Raw genomic sequence first — 23,957 nt, 5'->3', positions numbered from 1 at the left:
AACTATAACTCTGTTACTTTCATTAAGCTTTGGCAGCAGCCAGCAAAGCGCCGCAGCCCATGAACATACCACCAAATATTTTATTTATCTTACCCATTATGCGATCTGAGCGAATAAAACGTCCCATTTGTGAAGCTAATGAGGTGTAACCCAACATAACCACGCTATCAATAAATACAGTGGTCACTCCGAGCACCAACAACTGCGGTGCTTGCGGTTGTGTCGGATCGATAAATTGCGGAAACAGAGCAACTAAGAACACGATAGATTTTGGGTTAGTCAAATTGATAAGCACTGCATTTCTGAGCAGCTTGCCACTCGATAGCGTTGATTTTTCTTCTGAAGCCACCAAGCTAGACTTATCACGCCACTTTTGAATGCCTAACCATAGAAGATAAACCACGCCCACCCATTTGATGATGGTAAATGCCAAGGCGGATTTTGCCACTAGTGCACCAATACCCGCTCCCACCAGCATAATATGAAATGCAAGACCGAGCTGTAAGCCTACGATCGACGCAAGTGACTTCTTGGTGCCATAGCTGAGCCCATTGCTGATTGAGTTAACGGTACCTGAGCCCGGTGCCAAACTAAACAAAATCGCCGTGACGACATAAGCAAGCCAAACATGAGTATCCATTTGCATTTCCTTACTAGTTCTTTAATCTAACAACATTAGTAGCGATGACGCTCTCACATGCATCAGTTCAGGTAATTTCCCATGGAAAACCACAGTGCCACCCTGTTTTCATACACGCAAGAACCTGAGTTCGAGCAAGCGATTAAACACCCGATCTCCACCCTTTGGCAACAACGAAAGGACGGTCATGTTACATCATCCGGTAAAAAAAGGTTGTACTGGTGTAGCTTAACTTCTCCGACACACACCAAAGCTATTGTTATTTCAAATGGTCGCATCGAGTGCTGCTTAAAATACCAAGAGCTCTTTTATGATTTCTATCAGCAAGGTTATGACGTTTATTCATTTGACCACCAAGGTCAAGGTCAGTCGGAACGTATGGTAACAGACTCTGACATTGGTCACATTCACGAGTTTGATGATTACGTATCAGATATGTCTGACATTATTGCCAGCTTTGATCTTAGCAAGTATTCCAATCGCTACCTGCTCGCACATTCGATGGGCAGTACAATCGCCACTCGCTACTTGCAAACTCATCCCAACCACCCGTTTGACAAAGTCACTCTGTGCGCTCCGATGTTTGGGATCAATACTGAATGGTACTTCAAGCCTATCGCAATGCTTGTTGGGCAAGCTCTCACCGCTTTCTATGCCAAGCCGACTTATGCCCCCGGGCAACAGGCGTATTACTCTAAGCCCTTCGAAAATAACTTATTAAGCCACAGTAAGGTGCGCTATCAGTGGTTCCGTTGCTTATATGACGGTTCCCCTTCTTTGCAGGTTGGCGGACCAAGTACTCGCTGGGTATGGCAAGGGTTAATGGCAGCCAAGCAGGCAATACAACAAACTCGTCAAATCAAGATCCCACTGCTATTGATTCAGGCAGGGGAAGAGAAGATTGTGAGTAACGATGCTCAAGTGAAGTTCATCAATAAGCTGAAAAAAACCAACTCTGATTGCCAGTTTAAGGTGATTGAGGGTTCTAAGCATGAGGTGCTGTTTGAGCAAGATGAATACCGTAATCACACACTGGATGCTATCAATCAGTTTTTTACCTAGATCGAATAAGCTAATAAGCTGAGTAACCGACCAAGAAGATAAGCGCTAAAGAGGAAGAGAAGTAAGTGAGCTTTGCCCTCTTTTCTTGCATGAAATTGGCATACAATTTCCACCTAGAGATATTGTGGTTAAAACGATGCTAGCGTTGGCTAGTATTGATATTTGCTAAGCATTTTGCAATGAGGGTTAAATGACTATTCCTGCACTTAAAGATTTCGTGAAAATTGTTGCTTCTGATTTAGATGGTACGCTTTTGGCTCCCAACCATCAGCTAAGCGACTTTACCAAACTAACGCTTAAGAAGTTACACGAGCAAGGTTACACCTTTATCTTCGCTACGGGTCGCCATCACGTCGACGTAGCAGGGATTCGTCAAATTGCAGGGATTCCGGCATACATGATCACGTCAAACGGTGCTCGCGTACACGACCAGAACGATCAACTGATGTATAGCCAGGACGTCCCTCAGAAATTAGTTCAACCGGTTATTGATATTGTTCGCCAAGATCCAAATATCTTTATTCATATGTACCAGAATGAAGATTGGCTACTCGACCGTGAAGACGAAATGCTCGCTAAGTTCCATAGTGAGTCTGGCTTTAGCTACAAGCGATTTGAAGCTGATAATGCCCCAAGCGACGGCATTGCTAAAGTCTTCTTCACACATCCAGAGCAAGACCACGAATATCTGGTCACGTTTGAGCAAAAGCTAAAAGATGCGTTTGGAGACAAACTGAACATCGCCTTCTCAACACCTTGGTGTTTAGAAGTGATGGCCGCTGAAGTATCTAAAGGCCACGCCTTAGACGCTGTTGCGAAATCATTGAACCTAACACTGGATAACTGTGTTGCCTTTGGTGATGGCATGAATGACGCAGAGATGCTGGCGATGGCGGGTAAAGGTCTAATCATGGGCACATCACATGAAAAAGTGATGAAAGCTCTACCAGACAATGAAGTGATTGGCAGCAACGCAGACGACGCCGTTGCTCACTATCTAGAAAAGCACCTGCTCTAATCTCGTCTCGTCGAAGAGATCTGAATAAATAAAAAGGCAGCCACCTGGCTGCCTTTTTTGAACCTTACGTAAAAAGCTCTCTCTAACGCTATCGAGAACCCAGTACTTCTTTACTTAATATTGCCTGCCACTCTTGTTCGGTAACCGGCATGATCGATAATCGGTTGCCCCGTTTAACCAGTGGCATTTCTGACAGTTCAGGCATGGCTTTAAGTGTTGCCAAAGGAATCAAGCGCTCAGTCACTCGCACAAACTCAACATCAACCATTATCCAGCGCGGATTATCGGGCGAAGATTTAGGGTCGTAGTAATCACTCTCTGGGTCGAACTGAAAGTGGTCTGGGTAGGCTTCTCTGGTTACTTTCGCGATCCCCGCCACGCCAACTTTTTTACATGATGAATGGTATATCATCACCAAGTCTCCAAACTTGACGTCATCACGCATCATGTTTCGAGCCTGATAGTTGCGTACACCCTCCCAACAAGAGGTTTTTTGTACTCTCAGAGTCTGAATAGAAAAGGTGTCGGGTTCTGTTTTAAATAACCAATATGCCATAATAAATCCAATTAACGGTTGCTCCGAGGAAGATATAACATGAAGGTAATGAAAAACCCAGTGACATGGCTAGTCGCATTCACACTACAAGGCTGTGTCACAGCGCCAGATGCCCCCCAAAAGCCAGAACTACCACCAGCAACCTTGGATGAGCCACTGAGCATTCAACCGCAAACCTTCATCATGCGTGGTCAGGTTGTGGTTGGCCATGAAAGCCGAACCTTCACCCCTTGCGGCAGCCAGCAACAATACTGGTTAGATTTAACGCCAGAACTAGCATTAGAAGCACAAGGGCTCTCAACGAGACCTTACCAAGCTTTATATGGCGAGTTGATTGGTCATCTAACCGTACCGAGCCAAACCGGGTATAACGCAGATTTCACGGCACGTTTCGTGGTTGATCAAGTGAATATCCTAACCGCAGAAAACCCTAATCGTTGTGACCAACCACTGCGTTCAACACGAGTATTCGGTAATGAACCCTTCTGGTCAGCAACCTTCGATAAAGACCAGCTCAAATACACCAAGATGGGCGAACAACCACAGCTCCTCGATATTGAATCAAGCCGCACCACACCAAGCAGTCGTGATTACCAATTAGAGGGTAAAGCAGCGCAAGGCAAACTCAACCTTACAAAAGAGAGTTGCAGCGACGGCATGAGTGATTCTATCTATGGATGGCATGCCAAGCTTAACCTCAATGACAGTAACTATAATGGCTGTGCAACGGTCTCAAACCAAGATCCAACATTGGACTGGAGCGGACTCTACTTCGCTAGCTCAACGCAAAACTCAGGGTTCTCTATCAACCTTGAACTCAACGATGACCACAGCGCCATTACGACATACTCGTACAGCAATGGAGACCCTTCTATTGTTGAGCAGGGCTTCTGGCAGCAACTGAACCAAAATCAGGTACAAGTGGTTATGACTCGCCACCAGCAACAGTATTTGATCTCTGAGCGCATCTTCACGCTCGATAACGGTAAGCTCGTCGCAGAAAAAGAGAAAGTGGGCAACGTGGTCTATCCGATTGCCAATGGCGGTCTGGTGCTATTCGAAGCTAAGAGTGCGCAAGCGCAAGCAAATACCACCACTAACGCTGATCTAACCGCTAAGCAGGTCAACTCCAGTGATCAACTTGATCCAAAAGTCGACCAAGCGATCCGCGAGTATTTTAAGATCAACAATACCGATCCAGACAACACTCAGTACCGCTGGCTAACCTACGATCTAAACGGTGATGGTAAGGAAGAGTTGTTTGCTCAACTGGACTGGTGTGGCTCGGGTGGCTGTACACTGCTGATTTTCGAAAACCATCAAGATAACTGGCGCTTCAATAGCCGAGTGACACTGGTTAAGGGCGACATACGCTTAGGTAAATCGCAAAACCACGGCTGGCAGGATCTGATCTTCAATGTCAGTGGCGGCGGTGCAACACCTGCGAAGCACACACTGTCTTACACCGGTGTTAGCTACCCACTGAATCCAAGTGTCGCTCCAGTTGCAAATGATGCTGATATCAGCGACGTGGTTCTGTTTGCTGATGGCATATCACCAGCGCAAAGCGGAGTTAAGCTATAACCATGAGTAATCAACAAGCTTGCCCTGGTTGTGGCTTCACTCACCAGTGCGTTTGTCATCTAATACCGACGGTTGAAAGCCAAACTGATCTTGTACTATTGACTCATGAGAATGAGCTGTCGCGAGACACCAACACCGGAAAGCTGCTTCAGCAATCTCTTGAGCAGTGTCAGTCCTTGGTATGGCAAAGGAAAACACCACCAGCGGAGCTAATGGCACTGCTTGAAGATGAAACACGACAACCGTTTCTGTTATTCCCAAGTGATCAAAGCATCGAGTGTCAGCAAGCTGTGATGACCCAAGCCCAGAATCGTAAACCGCTATTCATCATCTTGGATGGCACATGGCAAGAAGCGAAGAAGATGCTTAACAAGAGCTCGTGGTTACAAGCAGTCCCACAAGTTCATCTCGACATCACCAGCGAATCCTCTTACACCTTGCGCCGCAATCAAGACAGTGGCCATTTGTGTACTTGCGAAGTGGGCATTGAATTGCTCAAATCTTTAGGTGAAAGCGAACCTGCCAAGCTCATTGATGACTACTACCAACAGTATCTAAAAGTATTCCACGCCGACAAATGTGGCCACGCTCTCAAATAGATCAAGCAGGCGCGCGAGAAGGCAATAAGCACATTTTAGGGCGGGACAGATACTAAAAACAAAAAGGGTGAGCCATGAGCTCACCCTTTTTACATAATACTTTAATCTATTGAACCATTTAGTGTTTCACGTGAAACGCACACTCTAGCTGTTCGTTAAAAAGAGATTTTACTCTCCCTATCAGAATAAGCGTTGAGGCTGACCAAAGTAGTAACCTTGCAGGTAATCGACACCCATATCCTCTGCGATTCGACACACCTGTTCATTATGTACGAACTCCGCAACTGTTTTAGCGTTCAGTATCTGGCACAAACTCACCAGTTGCTGAGCGATCTTGCGCTGTTTCTTATCTTTATCAATATTCCGAATTAAACTGCCATCAAGCTTTATGACTTGTGGTTCTAACTTCAATATCTCATCAATGTTCGAATAGCCGGAACCAAAGTCATCAACAATAATATTCACACCAAGGTCGCGGAAGTGATTACACACTTCGATCAAGCGACCGTAATCCTGAATTTGTTCGGTTTCCAACACCTCTAAACCAATACGCTGTGGATGACTGATTTTCTTGATGGCTTGCTCAAGATGAAGAATGGTTTTCTCATTGCTAAAATCTTGAGGCGCTAAGTTAATTGAGAATGAATCGGTTCGCTGACTCATAAAATCAAAGGTACGCGTTATCATCTGGCGACTCAGACGCGTATAGAGATGAGTTCCTTCTATGATTGGCAAGAACTTACCCGGCGCAATCAACTGACCGTCCTCTTCAATTCGAACCAAGCACTCATAGCTTTCTACCTGATGGCTGTGTGCCGAGACAATAGGTTGGGAACACGCCACAATATTCTGATTAAGCACCGCGCGACTGACACACGACAGCCAGCCAAGCTGCTCTTGGCGATGCTTCTCCAATTGAATGAGCGTCTTGGCGCTCACTAGATGCTTGTTCTGACTCACAGCGCTGCGCCTAGCATCAATCGCCTTCAACAACAAATCATCAATCGAGGTCGTAGGAAAATCTCGACGGCTGGCTATGCCCGCACAGATGGATACCGACAGGTAATCAATATCAGGCAACCCCGTTGGTTCAAAATTCACATGTTCCGTTTGGTCTGCAAATTCAGAAAAACGCTGATGAATATGTTCTTGCCCCACCCAGCTATCAAACACCACCGCCCACTCACCAATACCAATGCTATAGAGCTGACACCCCTCATCAAAGAACTGCCACAGCGCCTTTTGAAAATACTCGCTTAAATCATGCAGAAGCTTGTCACCGACTCGATAGCCATACTTCTCATTGATTTGGCCAAATGTCGTGACTTTCAAAGCCAACAAATGACTATCGGTACTCATTTTTGACAGTTTTTCACGCAGTACGCTTCGGTTAGGTAAACCTGTACGGCGATCAATTCGGTAGCTCGCGGTCAATGCGGTCGCTTGCTGTTGAATCTTACTCGCCATGCTGTTGTTCATGTCATCGACATCAAGCAGAGCATTTCGTATCAATGAAAACAGAGGGGAAATATTGGTCGCGGGTTGTGTCTCTAATGGCAATACCGCCTTGCCTTCACCTTCCCTAAGCGCAAGATAAGTGAGGCTATGATGCAAAATTCGTTGCTGGCCATTATCTTGATAGAGCTCTCCCATGCAGTACACGCCATAGGCGTCCGCTAATGCTTGGAAAACCTCAACCTCTTGGTTGCCATCAATGAAATCAATGCGAGAGGTACAGTTGTAGATAAAAAACTGTTCTGGTTTATGGGAAGCAATCTGTTGAACGCCCAATCGGATTTGCTCTAGGGTCAATGAAGGATGGTCATAACAAAACCGCACCTCATCACCAACTTGAAACGACCCACTGAATTCTATCTCTCCGCCCTCTGTTACCTTGAGCGGTAAGTGAGTGTTCTGGTCTTTGGGTTCACCGACCATCAAGGGGAAGTTATACAGTTGCTCAAAAGGGATTTCGAGACCGTCAGCGAGGTAACGATTATAGACTTCTCGGACAGGTATACCGTCCAATTCAGCTAGCCGATTATCTTGAGCGCCAGTCACTCGGAAGGTACGACCAATAGGATTCCATTCGCAGTAATACCCCTTAGTAATTGCGAGTTCAACACTGTGCAGTGCTAACATGACATAGGCATTTTCATAGCAAATACCATCGAGCATCACCCATCGTCCATGCTCTGTAATGGTCGATGCACCGCCACAAACAGGTAATGAATATATCGACTGCTCAAACGCTGAAAATAGATCTTGGTTATTTATCTGCAAGCGATCGGCGAAACAGAGAATGCTTTGAGTATCAGCATTACATTCAAGCTGCTGCCACATCGCTTGGCTATCCCGTCGAGGCTGCTCGCTATATTCGACAACACCACAAGTGTAAGACGTCGCCTCAAAGCGAGTAACAATAACATAGAGACCTTTATGCAGGATCACACCTTGGCTGATGTAGTGATTAGCGCTACAACCAATCAATTTGGCGTTGGGGAAAGTCGACTGAATTACTTGGCAGGCAGCCAACACCGAATCTTTCTCGAAAGAAGAAAACACCTGAATCAGTAGATTGTCATGTGGATGAAAATCTATCTTTTGCAATTCACGCTGGGTGCACTTAATATCTTGTATCTGGAAAGAGGTCGATTGCATATTCACATTAATCGTTACGTTAATGATTTGTTATTGTGCTTATTATAGATAAAGCTTGCACGGAATACTTACAATCGTCTTATAAATAATGTGACGCTAGTTAGACATCATTCATTCCACTAAAGAGCCATCATCTGTGCCCGTGCAGTGCTTTAAAAGCAAGTCACATTAGGACGTTGAGGGCTTTAACAACTAAAACAGTCGCTTAGGCTCACCAAAGTAATAACCTTGCAGATAATCGACACCCATTTGCTCTGCAATTTCACAAACCTGTTGGTTATGGACAAATTCGGCAACTGTTTTGGCGTTAAACACCTGACACAAGCGTACTAATTGAGAGGCGATATTCCTTTGCTTTGGGTCTTTGTCGATATTGCGAATCAAGCTACCGTCGAGCTTAATGATCTGCGGCTCAAGTTTAATGATCTCATCAATATTGGAATAACCAGAACCAAAGTCATCAACAATGATTCTCGCCCCAAGAGCACGGAAGTGATCACACACTTCTATCATGCGGCCATAATCTTTGATCTGTTCAGACTCGAGAACCTCTAGACCAAGTCTAGTGGGGTCGTTCATACCACTAATCGCTGACTCGAGAACCTCAAGCGTCTTATCGCTCAGTAAGTCTTGTGGGGATAGGTTGATTGAAAAAGAACTCTGCTTATTTGCCATGTAGCCAATGGTGTTTCGAATCATGTGCCGGCTAAGGCGAGTATAGAGATGCGTGTCAGCAATAATGGGTAAGAACTTACCAGGGAGTACAATGGTACCATCCGACTCCATGATTCTGACCAAGCACTCTTGGCCAATCATTTCGTGAGTAACAGACGCTACAATCGGCTGTGAGTAGGTGATAATGTTCTGATCTAAGATTGCGCGGCTTACACAGCTCAGCCAGCCTAGTTGTTCTTTACGATCTTCCTCACTCACCTGAATGTTTTTGGCATTAGTGATGTGAGTATTGTTCCGCACCCCGTAGCGTCGAGCTTCAATCGCTTTCAACAAGATCTCATCACCGCTATCAGCTAAGAAATCACAGCGACTAGCGAAACCACCACACAGAGAAACCGAAAGGTAGTCTATGTCGGTTAATCCATATGGCTCAAAATTAATATGCTCAATACCATCAGCAAACTCGACGAAACGTTGCTCTATCTTCACGCTATCGACACTCGCGTTAAAGATAATTGCCCACTCACCGACACCAATACTGAACAGTTCAACCTTTACCTTGGATTCCTTAGCCACACTAAGGTGCAATCGGTCGACAAAATGATTCGACAGATCAAGCAGTAATTGGTCACCCACTTGATAACCGTATTTTTCGTTAACTTGATGAAAATTAGTCAGCTTCAGCGTCAACAGATGTTCATTGAATAAAATCGTATTGAGGCGTTCTTTTAATACAATACGGTTGGGTAGCCCAGTGCGAGAGTCAATACGGTAGCTTTCAGTTAAGCGACGTGCCTGTTGATGGAGTTTGTTCTCCATCTGAGTGTTCATACTGTCGAGGTCTGCGACCGCATTTCTGACTAAGTTGAGTAGTGGCGATACCGTTGAGTCTCGCTTGAAATCTTCGCAACGAAATTCATTAATCTCGTCCGACTCTCTCATCGCAATATAGGTAAGGCTGTGATGCAGTATCTCTTGGCGATCGTCGTTGCGATATAGTTCGCCCATGCAGTATGCACCACACGCGTTTACTATCCCTTCAAATGGTTTGAGCTCAAGTTTACTGTCGATAAATTCTAGTCGAGATACACAGTTATAGATGATCACCGATTCAGGCTGATACACGGCAAGCATCTCAGCGCCGTGACGCACTTTTTCTGCGGTCAAAGAAGGATGGTTATAACAAAACTGGGCCTCTTCGCCGACATGCCAAGGGCTATCAAACTCAATACTACCATCATCATTAATACGTAGAGGCGTCGAGATGCACTTCTTTCTGCCGAGCTCTCGATACAGGGGGAAGCTCATCAACTGACTAAAAGGGAGATCTTTACCATCAGCAAGGTAATGTTTGAACACCTCGATAGCCGGCTTGTCATTCAACGCATATAAACGATTTCCAACTGCGTGTGTCACTCGCAATTTCATCCCAATAGGATTCCACTCAGAATACGCGTCCGACCAAATCTTTAAGCTAGGGTTAGTCAATGCAACCGCAACACAAGCATGTTGGTAGGTTTGCTCATTATGCATAACCCAACGGCCATATTCATTCTCGTGGCACAGCCCACCAGCAACTGGTAGTGCGTAAGGTAAACTCTCAAAGGCGCTATAAATAGGATAGTCACGCCCTTCAACCTGATCGCACAAGCTGATAACCGTTTTGGTTTCTTCTGTAAGGTTTAATTGAGAAGCGAGATCTTGGCTGTCTTGATTTGGGTTTCCGGTAAACGTCTGAACTGTAGACGTTAAATGGGTATCGTTAAATTCACTGACGACGACTAAGGTACATTCATGCTTCAGGCTGTTATCACAGATAACATAACGGGCGCTCTGACCGATTAACGTCGCATGCCCTATACGATTGAGGGCTGCATTGGCAATTCGACGAGCGATATCAGAGGACTGAGCAGAGAAAATTTGAATAAGGTACTGTTTGCTGTCACACCACTCTCGCTGATCAAATTGAGACTTAAATAACTCCTCAGTATTTGCGAGAAATGTAAATGTTTGCATGCCAACCCTTGTTCGAAATCGAGTGAAATGAGAACCCGCACTACTATGAATCAAAAATTTCGATCAAAAGTAGTCGCCAATTATCCTAGCCTAAACAGGCATTTAATTGTGACTAATGTAACAATTCAATATCATAAATGCGACACATTAAGCTTACTACGGCCATTAAGTTAATCGCATAAGATCACTAAGTTGCTCTATTTCAACATCAGGCAGCACTGTTGCCTTCGGGGAATCATATAAATTGGAACCAGTATCATTAAACCAGCATGCTTGGAAACCATTTGTCTTAGCTCCATAGGCATCGGTTCTAAGATGGTCACCAACATGGAGAATATTCTCAGCGTCACAATTTAGGTATTGCTGAGCTTTATCAAACATATCAGGGTAGGGTTTTGCTCTGCCGTCAGGACCGGCTTTAAGGATTAATTGGAAGTACTGCCCCAAGCCAATTTTATGTGGGTCGACATTGCCATTAGTAATCGCAACTAAAGGAATACGTTGGCTCAGCTCAGCCATCACTCGATGCGTTTCTTGTGGCACATCCACCTGATTACGCAGCCACAAGGCGTGTTCTATGCCTTCACGAGCCGCTTGTTCTGCTTGCTGCTGAGAATACCCCAGTTGTAACAAACCACGCTTAATCTGTGTTTCTCGCCACACGGTGACATCATGCTTTAACGCTGGGTTTTCAGAGGCGACTTGCTGTTTGATACCTTGCCACTCTTCTAACGAAAGAGAAGCAGACACAGGATGCTTTTGATAAAGCCACTGCGCCATCTCTTTCTCAACTTTCATGATCACAGGCCAGTTGTCGTACAAGGTATCATCCAAATCAAAGGTCATGGCTTTGATGGGCTTTAACCCTCGATAAATTCGCATAGTTAAACCTTTAATCTAATCTTTATTCTTCTTACGCGCTCTTGGATGAGCTTGGTCATAAGCTTGTGCTAAATGTTGGAAATCTAAGTGAGTGTACACTTGGGTTGTCGAGATGTTTTCATGCCCGAGCAACTCTTGAACCGCACGAAGGTTTTGGCTTGATTCAAGCACATGCGTTGCAAACGAGTGACGCAGTTTATGCGGGCTGATGTGACTCGCGACAGATTGCTTCTTGCCCCACTCTTCCATGCGCTTTTGCACGCTGCGATGAGAGATACGAGTCCCTAACTTCGAGACAAACAGTGCAGGCTCACCCGGCGAAGCGAGTTCACCACGAACTTTGAGCCATTTATCAACCCACTCTTTCGCTAAACCAGAAAAAGGCGCTTTGCGTTCTTTGTCGCCTTTACCAATCACTCGGATTTCGCCTTGTCGACCCAATACATCTTTAAGATTGATACCGACCAGCTCAGCCAAACGTAATCCAGCACCATACATCACTTCCATCATCGCTCGGTCGCGAATTGACAGTGGGTCGTCCTCATTCACATCAAGCAGCTGCCCGACTTCATCAACATCGAGGTTTTTAGGCAAAGGACGCTGTTTGCGAGGTGCTGAAACCCCTTTGGCTGGATTGGCGGTCATTTCGCCACGCAAGACAAGGAAATCAAAGAAGCTGCGCAGTGACGATAAGCGAGTCGCAATACTGCTCGCTTTCATTCCTTCGCGCATGCCTTTACTTGCAAGTTGTCTTACCCACGCCGCATCAACTTGCCCCCAGTCCGTTAGTCCCAGAGTGACTAAATAAGCGGCCATGGTTTCAAGTTGTTGTTTGTAGTTACGTTGGGTGTGTAAGCTGAGTCCCTTCTCACTTCTAAGATATTCATAGAAGCGAGAAAGAGGCTTTTGAAGGCTGTTAGGAAGAGGTATTTTGGGCTCTAGGCTCATTATTTATCTGCCAAGGTAAGGTGTCCGCCAAATGAGCGACAACAAGTGCTAAATGGCGTAAAAAGAGCGTGTCCATATGAGGCTGGAAGTGGCCGCCATCTTCACTAGAAAAAGCGAGTACACCCAGCGGAGATCGCTTAGCAAGGGGTAGCACTACATAAGAGCCTAGCTCTGGAACTGGATAATCACCAAACAAATCGTGTCTGTCTGCCTTTCTCAATCGCCCTAGATAAGCATCTTTGCCATTGAAATGGTTAAGTGAAAATTTCGAGTAACGCTCTTCATTCAGCTGATAAAAACCTAATTGTGAGAGAACTCGTACATGAGCCTTAAGCCCTAGTTCCAACGCTTTTTGTTCAACAGCCTTGATAACCTGAATGAAGTCACTGCATTTCAACACTTGAGTTTGCAGATCCATGAATTCATAGAAAGTTTTATCGTTATTCGCCGCTAGTGACATCAGGCCAGTGATCTCTTCTTCCAGCTCTTCGATTCTATGACGCTGACGTTTAAGCTGAATCTCAACCAGAGAAACAGCGCCCTGCTCAACATTATTAATAGCAAGGCGATCAACCAAATCTTTCCTGTTTTGAAAGAAATCTGGGTTATCACGTAAATATTCCGCAACCACCTCTGCAGTCAGAGTGTCGCCTTCAACGTAAGACAAAACCTATCCTTTATTTTTTATAAATCTATTTGTTATATCGTTATTAGCAAGAAAGTTGACCATCAAACACATGCGTTGCTGGGCCAGTCATCAACAGAGGTTTCCCAGGGCCTTGCCAGCTAATGTGTAAGTCACCACCAGGTAGACGAACCTTCACATTCTCAGCCAGTAAGCCTTGTGTTATACCAACAGCAACTGCACCACATGCGCCACTGCCACATGCCTGAGTTTCACCCGCACCACGTTCGTAGACACGCAAGCGAACCTCTTCACGGTTAACCACTTGCATAAAGCCAGCATTAACACGCTCAGGAAAACGTTCGTGAGATTCAAGCAGCGGACCTAAGGTATCCACATCAGCAGTATCGACGTCATCAACTACGGTAACCACATGTGGGTTACCCATGCTAACAGCACCACAGAACAAGGTGTGTACATCCGTTCTTAGGATATACGTCTTTTCTGGCTGCTTCGCCTTAAATGGAATCTTGCCCGGTTCGAACTCAGGAATACCCATGTTGACAGTGATTAAATCATTGTCTTCAATCTTAAGAACCATTTTCCCTTTCTTGGTGCTCACGTTGATGCTGTACTTATTCGTTAAGCCTTTCATGCGAACGAATCGAGCAAAACAACGCGCACCATTGCCACACTGCTCCACTTCACTGCCATCTGCATTAAATATGCGGTAATGGAAGTCAGTTTCAGGATCATAGGGAGCTTCAACTACAAGTAGCTGGTCGAAACCCACACCAGTGTGACGATCCGCCAAACGACGGATCAAATCTGGAGAAAAGAAAATATTTTGAGTAATGCAGTCCACGACCATGAAATCATTGCCCAAACCATGCATTTTAGAAAAGTGGAAGTGCATAACGCTTAAAATTACTCCGGAAGAATGTTTTCAAGTTCCCACAGACTCGTAAGCTCTTCACGCTGACGAACCAAATGAGTTTTATCGCCATCAACCATCACTTCTGCCGCACGCGAACGAGTGTTGTAGTTGGATGACATTGCGAAGCCATAAGCACCTGCTGAACGAACAGCCAATAAGTCGCCCTCTTCAAGAACAAGGTCACGATCTTTACCTAGGAAGTCACCCGTTTCACATATAGGGCCAACTAAATCGTAAGTCACAGCTTCACCCTGACGCGGGCTAACTGGAACAATATCTTGCCAAGCTTGGTAAAGTGCAGGGCGCATCAGGTCGTTCATTGCCGCATCGATAATGGCAAAGTTCTTATGCTCTGTTGGCTTAAGGAACTCGACTTTTGTTAATAATACACCAGCGTTAGCCGCAATCGCTCTTCCTGGCTCGAAAATCAGCTCTAGATCAGAATGATTGTCTAGGCGAGCCAACAAGGCTTTCGCGTAGTCAGAGGGCTGTGGTGGTAATTCATCACGATAAACCACCCCCAAACCACCGCCAACATCAAGATGCTTGATGTTGATATCGTTAGCTCGTAGTTGATCGATCAACGCAAGCAAGCGATCAGTGGCATCGATGAAAGGTTCGATATCCGTTAACTGAGAGCCGATATGGCAATCAATACCATGGATAGACAAGTTATCGAGTGTTTTAGCAAACGCATAAACAGCAGGAGCACGATCGAAGGCGATACCAAACTTGTTATCACGCAGACCCGTAGAGATATAAGGGTGAGTATTGGCATCAACATCAGGGTTGATTCTCAGTGAAATCGGCGCTTTAACTCCAAGTTCACCGGCCACTTTATTCAGTCGCTCCAGTTCTGGCTCAGACTCTACGTTGAAACATTTAATGTTCAACTCAAGCGCTCGCTTCATTTCTGCGGCTGTTTTGCCGACACCAGAGAAAACAACTTTCGCCGGATCGCCACCTGCAGCAACCACACGCTCTAGCTCACCACCAGAAACGATGTCAAAACCAGAACCCAAACGAGCTAAGGTATTCAACACGCCTAGATTCGAGTTAGCTTTAACGGCGTAACACACCAAATGCGGGTGCTCACCTACCGATGAGTCAAATGCGTTCCAGTGACGTTCTAATGTGGCACGAGAATATACATACAGCGGTGTACCATATTGCTCTGCTAGTTGTGAAAGTGCGACGTCCTCAGCCCAAAGCTGGCCATCTTCCTGATAGTTGAAGTAATCCAAAGTTCTTATCCCTTATAAATAACGATTTCTGCGTGTTTCACTTATTGTGATTGTTCAGTCTGTTGAACTTCATCAGGATCATACAAAGGACCCGTTTGACCACAACCAGAAAGTCCAATAACGGACACCATAAACAAAGCGGTAATTAGTTTTTTCATTTTGCACATCGTGATTATTAACTCAATGCCCCCTATAATCGCACCACACTCAGGAAAAGCAATAGGATAGAAAGGATGAACGAGACTGAATTTCATAAGCTGGTCGATATACAGATGCAAAACATCGAAGAAGCGATCGATGAATCAGAGGCAGATATTGATTATGAAGTGACTGGTAACGTAATGACGTTGGAGTTTGAAAACCGCAGCCAAATTATCATCAATCGCCAAGAACCAATGCGTGAGATCTGGTTAGCGTCTAAATCTGGCGGCTTTCACTTCAAGCTAGTTGACGACAAGTGGACATGTTCAAAGACGGGCATGGCGTTGTTTGAGATGGTCAAAGAAGAGTGCGAAAAGCACGCAGATGAAGAGATTAATTGGGTCTAATCATTTGTAAGCAAAACTAAAAAGGAGTGAATCAATCACTCCTTTTTTAATATCAATCAGTCTTGGTAAGACTAGATATTGACTATCTTTGAGCTCCGAGAAGCTAAAGTCGCATCGTTACGATATGGCACCACATAAGAGTTACCTTCTTCAGGGTGAACAATTTGGTAGTACTGAGGTAGGTTAAAGTTAATCAACTTAGACGACACCTTCGACTCATCTTTTACTGAAGTGTAGAAAGAATTCACGCTTGCGATCATCTCATCTTTTTCACCGCTGTACTGGTGATACACCTCAACCTGATTCGACTCGTCCAATACATAAATATTGAAACCTTTGTCGGTATCCTCAAAGAAAAATTGAATTAAACCTTCACTCGCAAAACCATCAACCACTTCTGGTAGCTGATACTCTTGCTCTTTATCGAGCATCAGTAAAGGTGAGCCCTTCAGCTTATTCGTCGAGATACTACGATAGAAATCGACCGAGTTTTCCAGCATCTGCACCGATACACCACGACGTTCAAAGAACAGACCAAACATTTTGTTTGCCAGGCGAATAGCCTTAAATCGGCGGCGTTTCTCTGGCTCAATTGGTTTTAATCGCAAGTCGATACACTCAGCAAGCAGTTGATACACCATATTACGCATCACACCGCGTAGGTTTTTGCTGTAGCAGAACACATCAACCGACTCTGGCGGCAACGCATCCTGGTGCATTTTACCCAGTACCGTCTTCAGCGCGTCCAGCATCGCGGTTTCACCTTGGAAATGAAGTGTACGAACTTCATGCCAAGAGTTCCGATAAACCAGATCGACACTACCGACTAAGCTCTTACCTTCTTCACCAAAACTGAAAATATCGGCATTCTTAAGATCCACTTTTAATGCGCGACCACTTAATTCAGACGTCGGGTCATTTTCAAAGTTGATGAACATCGCCAGTTGGCTTATCTCACACGGGCTCGCCAGTGCCTGCATACTCGGTCGACGCTTACGCAAAGAGAAGGTATTACGTAGATCGCTCACCATTTGATAAAATTTATCGATATCAATATGAGCATCTCGAACCACTGAGTGCAAACGCGTCGACTCAGTAATCAAACCATTAAAGAACGACCAAGCAACCAATTTACTCAAGTACTCATGGTGTTCAAGTGAAGGCTGACCGAGAATGCGATGTGCAATCAAAGGCTGTTTGTACAAGTACCAACCCGCTTTATTTGACTGACCCTGACGAACTTCGATAAAGCTCAAATCTGGCTCATGGAGATCCGGGGATATTTGTGGATTCAGTAGCGTCACTTTGCCTGGTAACACCTCAAACGCAGCATAAAGCTTACGTGCCAAGATACTGATATCTTGCGGGCTGATAGCTGAAGTGATGTCGTTGCGACGTGCAAATTGAATCAGATTACGATAGCTCAGCATCAAGGCATCAAGCAGCGCATGGTGTACCACTTTAACCTGCTCAACCTTCCAGTTACGGCGGTTGTCGAGCTCAGCAATGGTTTCCTGTCCCCAGTTCCAAGATTTAGTCATCTCGGTTAAGGCTTCACGACGCCATGCGACAGAACCAATACCCGCATCTCGTGACAACTTCTCGTGGGTCTTAAGATAGAAGCAGCGTCTCACCAAATCCAATCGAGTATGGTCGTTGATACGTTCTAGGTAGCGAGTTACCTTCTCAAGCATCAGATAGTAGCTATCCATGCCATACAGATCAGGTTCATCTGCGAAGAAACGACGCTTGGTGTCAATACTAAGAAGCTGGGTGTTTGCGTATTCCCATGAATAAGCTTCTAACAGGATCGCCTTCAACACCGATTTATACGGTGAGTCGATACTCTTATAGAGCTGCCATAGGTTTGAACCAAAGTACTCTTCAGCAGGAATACTGTTCAGCTTGCCGAAATCGATCCACTGCGAGCAATCAAGATAACCATCGTTACATAAACCTTGGACATACTCGTCGTAGCACTCCTCCATTTCTGGCGGGATGATTTGCCACAACAAACGCTGGCCAGCCAAACGAACGGCTGAGCGGTAGAACTCATCAAGCAGTAGTAAGTGCTGTGAAGAACCACAGTTATCACCGGTCATCTCTTCAGAATGATTCGAGCGGAAACGCTCTTCATCCATCAAAAAGAAGTTCGCTTCAACCCCTAAGGTTTCAGCCCAATCAGTAATAAGCAGACATTTATTGGTCAGGCTATCGCGAGATGCGCCATCCATATCTGGAGATACACACACCCAGATATCAAGATCACTTGAGGTACTTTGACCAATAGATGAAGTGCTGCCCATGGTGTACAAACCCAAGATTGCTGGTTCAGCGGCCTCGGTAAGTTTTCCGCCCAGAGTTAATTCAGTATCAGAGACAAATTGCTTTTGGAATTCATTAAGCGTGAAGCTACGAATTCCAAAAGGAACTTGTTGGTCATAATAACCAGGCATCATCGGATGATTGAAGTGAAGCAGCGCGGGGATAAGGTTAAAAACTCGCTGGCCCTGCACATTCATCAACGCCAACGCACGATCAATGCGCTGCTGATTTAGATTGTCTAATCGTTGAATCAAAGTTTGAGTGTAAGCCTGCAAGGTAAGTCCTTGGTTTGAGATTAAGTGTACTTCTGTTTAGTTACTGAACGAAAGTAGCAACAAAACGTGATCAATTTAACACTTTTACCCTTATCGGTAAAGCAAAGGACGCCGTCATACTTACGAATCCCTTGATGACTGAAAGTAAACTCGCGGCGCCGTAGTGTCCTCTTTATTGACTATTTCTAATAATAGCCCATGTTTCAAATGAGATACCAATCACACTATTTTGGTGAACTCATGAAATTCCCTCTGCTATCAAAGTATCGAATGATCAAACAGTAAGAATTTTCGCCTCACAATGGTAGGATTAGCCTATTACAGAACCTATATCGGAAACACCATGACAAATTCAGCACCAATCCGTATCGCGACCAGAAAAAGCCCTCTTGCCCTTTGGCAGGCATACTTTGTAAGGGATGCACTGCAAGCTGCTCACCCTGGTTTAGAGGTTGAGTTGGTAACTATGGTGACCAAAGGTGACATCATCCTAGACACGCCACTTGCTAAGGTAGGCGGTAAAGGGCTATTCGTTAAAGAACTTGAAGTAGCAATGCTAGAAGGTCGTGCTGATCTAGCGGTTCACTCAATGAAAGACGTACCGGTCGACTTCCCTGAAGGTCTAGGTCTAGTAACGATTTGTGAGCGCGAAGATCCTCGTGATGCTTTCGTATCAAATACTTACAACAACATCGATGAGTTACCACAAGGTGCTGTCGTAGGTACATGCAGCCTGCGTCGTCAATGTCAGTTGCTAGAATACCGCCCAGATCTCATCATCAAAGAACTGCGTGGCAACGTTGGTACTCGTCTAGGTAAACTCGATGATGGTCAATACGATGCTATCGTGCTGGCGGCAGCTGGCCTTAAGCGATTAGAGCTAGAAGAGCGTATCCGTAGCTTTATCGAACCTGAACAGTCTCTACCTGCTGTAGGGCAAGGCGCTGTTGGTATTGAGTGTCGTCTAGATGATGAACGTCTAATCAAGCTTCTTGAGCCACTGAACCACAAAGACACAGCCGATCGTGTGCTATGCGAACGTGCAATGAACCTAACTCTAGAAGGTGGTTGTCAGGTTCCTATCGGTAGCTACTCATTATTAGATGGCGATAATATCTGGCTACGTGCATTAGTAGGCGAACCAGATGGTTCTAAAATGGTTCGTGGTGAGATCTCTGGCCTTCGCAAAGATGCAGAAGCACTTGGCGTTACTCTGGCAAATCAATTGCTGGATGATGGCGCGAGAGAAATCTTAACCAAGCTCTACGCTGACCAAGAATAACTATGACAGTGTTGGTGACTCGTCCCGGTTCAGAGGGACAATCGCTTTGCCAACAACTAGCGGATGAAGGGATTCAAGCAATCCATCATCCGCTTATTCGTATCGTTGATAATCCACACTCATCGGATTTAAGCACCCAGCTTAATAACAGCGATATCATTATTGCAGTCAGTCACCACGCCGTGACCGCTGCCCAAAACATCCTTTCGAAAACTTCATCTATTTGGCCAACTTCGCCGCTTTATCTTGGCGTTGGTCAAAAAACTGCGCACGTTTTAAGCAAAGTTAGTAAACAAAAAGTAAACTATCCCAAAGTGAGTGATAGTGAACATCTTCTCAAACTTACTGAACTTAATGGCGTAGAGAATAAATCCATTTTGATACTGCGTGGAAATGGTGGGCGTGAGCTCATTCGAGATTCTTTACTCAATCGAGGTGCACAAGTCTCTTATTGTGAGACCTACCGTAGAGAATATATTCCCATTAACGATCACAATATCTATCAAACATGGATAAACAAAAAAACGTCCAAAGTTGTCATCACTAGTCAGGAACAATTGGAGTATCTCTGCTCAATTACCCCTGATGAGTATTTGGCTTGGCTTTCAACGAGACAACTATTTGTCCCAAGCCAGCGCATAGTAGAACGAGCACAACAACTCGGTTTCTCGAACGTGACCAATACTCAAAGTGCTACGAACCAAATATTACTGGCTGCTCTCCGGCCCTAGCTAGAACAGGAAATAAGCATGACAAGCAAAAAAAATAATGAGCATATTGAACCTGAAAAGAAACAAGACACTCAGCCAGTAGTTGTTGAAAACGAAAAAGCTGACTCTACAGAGACAAAACAGCCTGAACAAAAACTTGATGCCTCTGCGTCAAATACTGCTCAAAATGAACCGCCTCAAGCTGAACATAAAGAGCAAATAGAGAAAGCGGAAAAGCAAGGTAAGCGCGGTGTCAAACTAGGCGCTATTGCGATCGCTATTTCTATTATTTTTAACGGCGGCATCGCGTTTCAAATGCAGCAAAAGAGCGCTGAGTACTCGACTCAAATAGCCGCTCTTCAAGCACAACTTCAAAATACTCAATCTGCAGTAAATAAAGACCTACAAACCATCAAGCAAGAGACCATCCAAGAAGCATCACATGCGGTGGAGAAAACTCAAGTCGTGCAATCTCAGCAACAGAAGAGCATTCAAAGCCTACAGCTAGCGGTTGCTGATGTTAAAGGTCGCCGTCCAAATGACTGGTTGCTTGCTGAAGCTGATTACCTTGTGAAACTTGCTGGTCGTAAACTGTTCCTAGAACATGATGCCGTTAGTGCCACCAAACTAATGGAAAGCGCAGATCAACGTATCGCCGCACTGAATGACCCAAGCTTGGTCTCTCTTCGTCAATCAATGACCAATGACATTACTAAGCTTCGCACTATCCCTCTAATCGACCGTGATGGCTTAGTTCTTCGTATCACAAGCCTACAACAACAAGTCGATACTCTACCGCTTGCCAATGCGATTCTTCCAGAAGCTGCGGTTGTTGAGAAAAAAGCCGTATCGCAAGATATCAATGATTGGCAGAACAACCTGATGACGTCGATGAAAGATTTTTCAGAAAACTTCATCACATTCCGCAGTCGTGATGGTGAAGTTATTCCTCTACTCTCTCCTGAACAACACTTTTACCTGCGTGAGAATATCAAGGGCAAACTAGAGACCGCAATTCGCGCAGTCTACAAAGAGCAAGGCGAAGTCTATAGCGCAGCTCTTAAGACAGCTAACGAGTGGTCGAAGTCGTACCTAAACCAAGATAACAACTCAGTAATCGAGTTTGAAAAGGCGATTAAGCAGCTGAGCGAGCAGAATATTTCTGTGAAATACCCTGTGAAACTTGAGTCTCAAAATGAGTTATCAGACGTGATACGTGAGCGCCTACGTCGTGAAGTCACCGTTATGACCACGGAGGAAAAATAATGATTCGTTGGATTTTTCTTTTTCTCGTTCTAGGTGCTGGGTTAATTGTTGGTACTCAGTTCTCTGGTCAACAAGGCTACGTTCTGATCTCAATTGCGAATAAGACCATTGAGATGAGCGTGACAACACTGGTTATCTTTGTCATTGCTCTTCTAGCGGCTCTATTCGGCTTAGAGTACCTATTTAAAAAGCTTATGTACGCAAGCTCGACAACTTGGAACTGGTTCAGTGTTCGTAAACTAAAGCGCTCTCGTCGTTATACCAATGAAGGCATCATCAAGCTTCTTGAAGGTGACTGGAAAGGCGCAGAGAAGAAGGTAACTCGTTGGGCTAACCACCACGACATGCCGCTACTTTGTTATTTAGTCGCTTCTCAAGCTGCTCACGAACAAGGCAATACAAGTGAGCGTGACAAGTACATCGAGCTTGCTAGCCAACAAGAGGACTCTCTATTGGCCGTTGAGCTAACGAAAGCAAAACAACAGATCAGTGAGTCGAACTACGAAGCCGCATTCGATACACTTTCAACATTGAAAGGTTCGTACCCGAATAACACCGCCGTACTTGGCCTGCTAAAAGCCACTTACATGCAGCTTAAGCTGTGGCAGCCACTGTTAGAGCTAACGCCTAAGCTGGCTAAGAACAAGCTTGTTACAGCTGAAGAGCAAGTTGAGTTGGAACAGAAAGCACAATGTGGTTTGCTTCATGATGTGGCACAGCAGCAAGGTAGCGAAGGTTTAATCAGTCATTGGAATAAGCTTTCAAGAAAGCAAAAACAAAGCTCTCACCTTGTTTCTTGTTTTGTGAAGCAACTGATCGCTCGTAAAGCTGATTCAGAAGCCTTCACAGTGATTAAAGAAAACATTGCGAAGAGTGGTTCAAATGAGCTCTATATGTTGCTTCCTGAGCTAAATCTTGCCGATCACCACCCAGTAGTTGTGATGCTAGAGCGTGCTATCAGTAAAGATGGTGGCAATGCCGAAGCACACAGCGCATTGGCTCAATTCTACCTAAGAGAACAGAAGTGGGCAGAAGCACAAAGTCACTTTGAAAAAGCACTAGCACTTCGCTCAAATGTTTCAGATTACGGATACCTATCTGATGCCCTAGAGAAGCAAAACTTAACGAAAGCAGCTCACGAGGTTTCTCGTAAAGCACTCGCTCTCGTTCAACCAGCGTAATTCAAAACGACTCAAACTAAGCCGATGTCTAGCATCGGCTTTTTTGTATCTGTTATTTACCCCTAGATAACTTCTACAACACATCTCATCGAACCCTACGCGTCCAACGCTACGCCACCAAACTAACTATTAAATTACGCAATGGAGCCTCTCAAACACACAGAGAACTACTTTAATTGTGTCTGTATGTAGTTTTGCGATTTTTATAAACAAGCCCTAAGAAGAGGCTCGAGAGGAATCATAAAGAAAAGTGACGCCTCTAAGCTGAAGAGTAAAAGGAGCTCACTTTGAGAGAAGACATTTAAAGATATTCACCAACAGACCGAAAGCCACGTTAAATCACGCTGAATTAGCAATTAAATGGCCATCAATATTCCAACTATAAAACGCTAAATCCGCGGGTTTCACGTAACTGCTTAATAGGTTCATCTATTAAGCAGTAGAGATATAGCAAGAGTTGCCGAACCAGCAAAACCTTGTGACTAAAGACGAGACATCTTTATCAACCAGTTCAAATTAGTAGGAAGTCAACCTCACTAAGACATTCTCTAAAGGTTAATCATTGAATCGATAGCCACAAATATCAACTAACGTAATCAAGCGCTTCTAGAAAGAGCAGGACTTTTATAATAAGTGTTGGAATATCAGAGTTCGTGAGCAACGAAAAACGCTTCAACAAAAGTCGGAGACGAATAATAAACTCAGATGCCGGAAACGACGAAAGCCTAGTCGTCAGACTAGGCTTTCTAATATGTGCCGGAATAGCGTGAAGTGTAGGGTCTCGATGCCTTTACAGCACTCGTACAATCTACAAGCAAAACTCTTTTCTTCAAATGTAAAAAAGCCCCGCTATTTCTAGCAGGGCTTTTCTAATAAGTGGCGGAGTGGACGGGACTCGAACCCGCGACCCCCGGCGTGACAGG

Annotated in this window: 20 protein-coding genes; 9 read left to right on the top strand and 11 right to left on the bottom strand. The window is 44.9% G+C overall.

Annotated elements, in window-relative coordinates; translation table 11 throughout:
* Positions 1 to 22: 22 nt before the first annotated feature.
* Positions 23 to 640, bottom strand: a complete 618-nt coding sequence (gene rhtB / locus AB6D80_RS15750) for a homoserine/homoserine lactone efflux protein (protein WP_009848221.1) — start codon at positions 638 to 640, stop codon at positions 23 to 25.
* Positions 641 to 721: 81 nt separating this feature from the next.
* On the opposite strand from rhtB, the gene AB6D80_RS15745 reads away from it, so the two are divergent.
* Positions 722 to 1,702, top strand: coding sequence for an alpha/beta fold hydrolase (locus tag AB6D80_RS15745; RefSeq protein ID WP_372189008.1), 981 nt, complete (start codon positions 722 to 724; stop codon positions 1,700 to 1,702).
* A 190-nt stretch (positions 1,703 to 1,892) separates the two neighbouring features.
* On the top strand, positions 1,893 to 2,720 hold the full coding sequence (locus tag AB6D80_RS15740; RefSeq protein ID WP_372189006.1) for a Cof-type HAD-IIB family hydrolase: 828 nt from the start codon (positions 1,893 to 1,895) through the stop codon (positions 2,718 to 2,720).
* Positions 2,721 to 2,808: 88 nt separating this feature from the next.
* Here the strand turns inward: AB6D80_RS15740 and AB6D80_RS15735 are convergent, their stop codons facing one another.
* Entirely contained in the window at positions 2,809 to 3,276 is a 468-nt protein-coding gene (locus tag AB6D80_RS15735; protein ID WP_012605042.1) for an EVE domain-containing protein, read from the bottom strand.
* A gap of 39 nt (positions 3,277 to 3,315) precedes the next feature.
* Between AB6D80_RS15735 and AB6D80_RS15730 the strand changes: the two genes are divergently transcribed.
* A complete protein-coding gene (locus AB6D80_RS15730) occupies positions 3,316 to 4,860 on the top strand; it encodes a COG3650 family protein (protein ID WP_372189004.1) in 1,545 nt (514 codons plus the stop codon).
* Positions 4,861 to 4,862: 2 nt separating this feature from the next.
* Positions 4,863 to 5,459, top strand: a complete 597-nt coding sequence (locus AB6D80_RS15725) for a tRNA-uridine aminocarboxypropyltransferase (RefSeq protein WP_009848216.1) — start codon at positions 4,863 to 4,865, stop codon at positions 5,457 to 5,459.
* Positions 5,460 to 5,639: 180 nt separating this feature from the next.
* Here the strand turns inward: AB6D80_RS15725 and AB6D80_RS15720 are convergent, their stop codons facing one another.
* The 8 genes from AB6D80_RS15720 to lptM form a co-directional block, all read right to left on the bottom strand.
* The gene (locus tag AB6D80_RS15720) at positions 5,640 to 8,120 is read right to left on the bottom strand and encodes an EAL domain-containing protein (RefSeq protein WP_372044096.1); all 2,481 of its coding nucleotides are present in this window, start codon (positions 8,118 to 8,120) and stop codon (positions 5,640 to 5,642) included.
* Positions 8,121 to 8,312: 192 nt separating this feature from the next.
* Entirely contained in the window at positions 8,313 to 10,811 is a 2,499-nt protein-coding gene (locus AB6D80_RS15715) for an EAL domain-containing protein (protein WP_371708077.1), read from the bottom strand.
* Between the two features lie 165 nt (positions 10,812 to 10,976).
* Positions 10,977 to 11,693 carry a 5-amino-6-(5-phospho-D-ribitylamino)uracil phosphatase YigB gene (gene yigB / locus AB6D80_RS15710; protein ID WP_017102010.1) on the bottom strand — a complete coding sequence of 239 codons (717 nt, stop codon included), beginning with the start codon at positions 11,691 to 11,693 and terminating at the stop codon, positions 10,977 to 10,979.
* Positions 11,694 to 11,708: 15 nt separating this feature from the next.
* The gene (xerC, locus tag AB6D80_RS15705; RefSeq protein WP_017102011.1) at positions 11,709 to 12,641 is read right to left on the bottom strand and encodes a tyrosine recombinase XerC; all 933 of its coding nucleotides are present in this window, start codon (positions 12,639 to 12,641) and stop codon (positions 11,709 to 11,711) included.
* Positions 12,610 to 13,308, bottom strand: a complete 699-nt coding sequence (locus tag AB6D80_RS15700; protein WP_012605049.1) for a DUF484 family protein — start codon at positions 13,306 to 13,308, stop codon at positions 12,610 to 12,612. Before AB6D80_RS15700 ends, xerC begins: the two co-directional genes overlap by 32 nt.
* Before the next feature lie 43 nt (positions 13,309 to 13,351).
* Positions 13,352 to 14,182, bottom strand: a complete 831-nt coding sequence (gene dapF, locus AB6D80_RS15695) for a diaminopimelate epimerase (protein WP_009848210.1) — start codon at positions 14,180 to 14,182, stop codon at positions 13,352 to 13,354.
* 11 nt (positions 14,183 to 14,193) lie between these two features.
* Entirely contained in the window at positions 14,194 to 15,447 is a 1,254-nt protein-coding gene (gene lysA, locus AB6D80_RS15690) for a diaminopimelate decarboxylase (protein WP_009848209.1), read from the bottom strand.
* Positions 15,448 to 15,488: 41 nt separating this feature from the next.
* Positions 15,489 to 15,605 (bottom strand): lipoprotein, encoded by a 117-nt coding sequence (lptM, locus tag AB6D80_RS25095; protein ID WP_407829960.1) that lies wholly within the window; start codon positions 15,603 to 15,605, stop codon positions 15,489 to 15,491.
* Between the two features lie 75 nt (positions 15,606 to 15,680).
* On the opposite strand from lptM, the gene cyaY reads away from it, so the two are divergent.
* Complete coding sequence (cyaY, locus tag AB6D80_RS15680) at positions 15,681 to 15,995, top strand: iron donor protein CyaY (RefSeq protein ID WP_009848207.1); 315 nt, start codon at positions 15,681 to 15,683, stop codon at positions 15,993 to 15,995.
* Positions 15,996 to 16,066: 71 nt separating this feature from the next.
* Here the strand turns inward: cyaY and AB6D80_RS15675 are convergent, their stop codons facing one another.
* Positions 16,067 to 18,595 carry a class I adenylate cyclase gene (locus AB6D80_RS15675; protein ID WP_372189001.1) on the bottom strand — a complete coding sequence of 843 codons (2,529 nt, stop codon included), beginning with the start codon at positions 18,593 to 18,595 and terminating at the stop codon, positions 16,067 to 16,069.
* Positions 18,596 to 18,938: 343 nt separating this feature from the next.
* Between AB6D80_RS15675 and hemC the strand changes: the two genes are divergently transcribed.
* The 4 genes from hemC to AB6D80_RS15655 are packed head-to-tail and all read left to right on the top strand — an operon-like array spanning position 18,939 to position 23,034.
* Positions 18,939 to 19,877 (top strand): hydroxymethylbilane synthase, encoded by a 939-nt coding sequence (hemC, locus tag AB6D80_RS15670; RefSeq protein ID WP_009848205.1) that lies wholly within the window; start codon positions 18,939 to 18,941, stop codon positions 19,875 to 19,877.
* A 2-nt stretch (positions 19,878 to 19,879) separates the two neighbouring features.
* Positions 19,880 to 20,608 (top strand): uroporphyrinogen-III synthase, encoded by a 729-nt coding sequence (locus AB6D80_RS15665; RefSeq protein WP_372188999.1) that lies wholly within the window; start codon positions 19,880 to 19,882, stop codon positions 20,606 to 20,608.
* 18 nt (positions 20,609 to 20,626) lie between these two features.
* A complete protein-coding gene (locus tag AB6D80_RS15660) occupies positions 20,627 to 21,853 on the top strand; it encodes a uroporphyrinogen-III C-methyltransferase (RefSeq protein ID WP_372188997.1) in 1,227 nt (408 codons plus the stop codon).
* A complete protein-coding gene (locus AB6D80_RS15655; RefSeq protein ID WP_372188995.1) occupies positions 21,853 to 23,034 on the top strand; it encodes a heme biosynthesis protein HemY in 1,182 nt (393 codons plus the stop codon). Before AB6D80_RS15660 ends, AB6D80_RS15655 begins: the two co-directional genes overlap by 1 nt.
* Positions 23,035 to 23,957: the final 923 nt, after the last annotated feature.

Source organism: Vibrio sp. 10N.247.310.17 (assembly GCF_041466605.1).
GTDB lineage: Bacteria > Pseudomonadota > Gammaproteobacteria > Enterobacterales > Vibrionaceae > Vibrio > Vibrio tasmaniensis_A.
The sequence above is the reverse complement of the archived record's forward strand: the minus strand, read 5'-3'. Positions and strand labels throughout refer to the sequence as shown.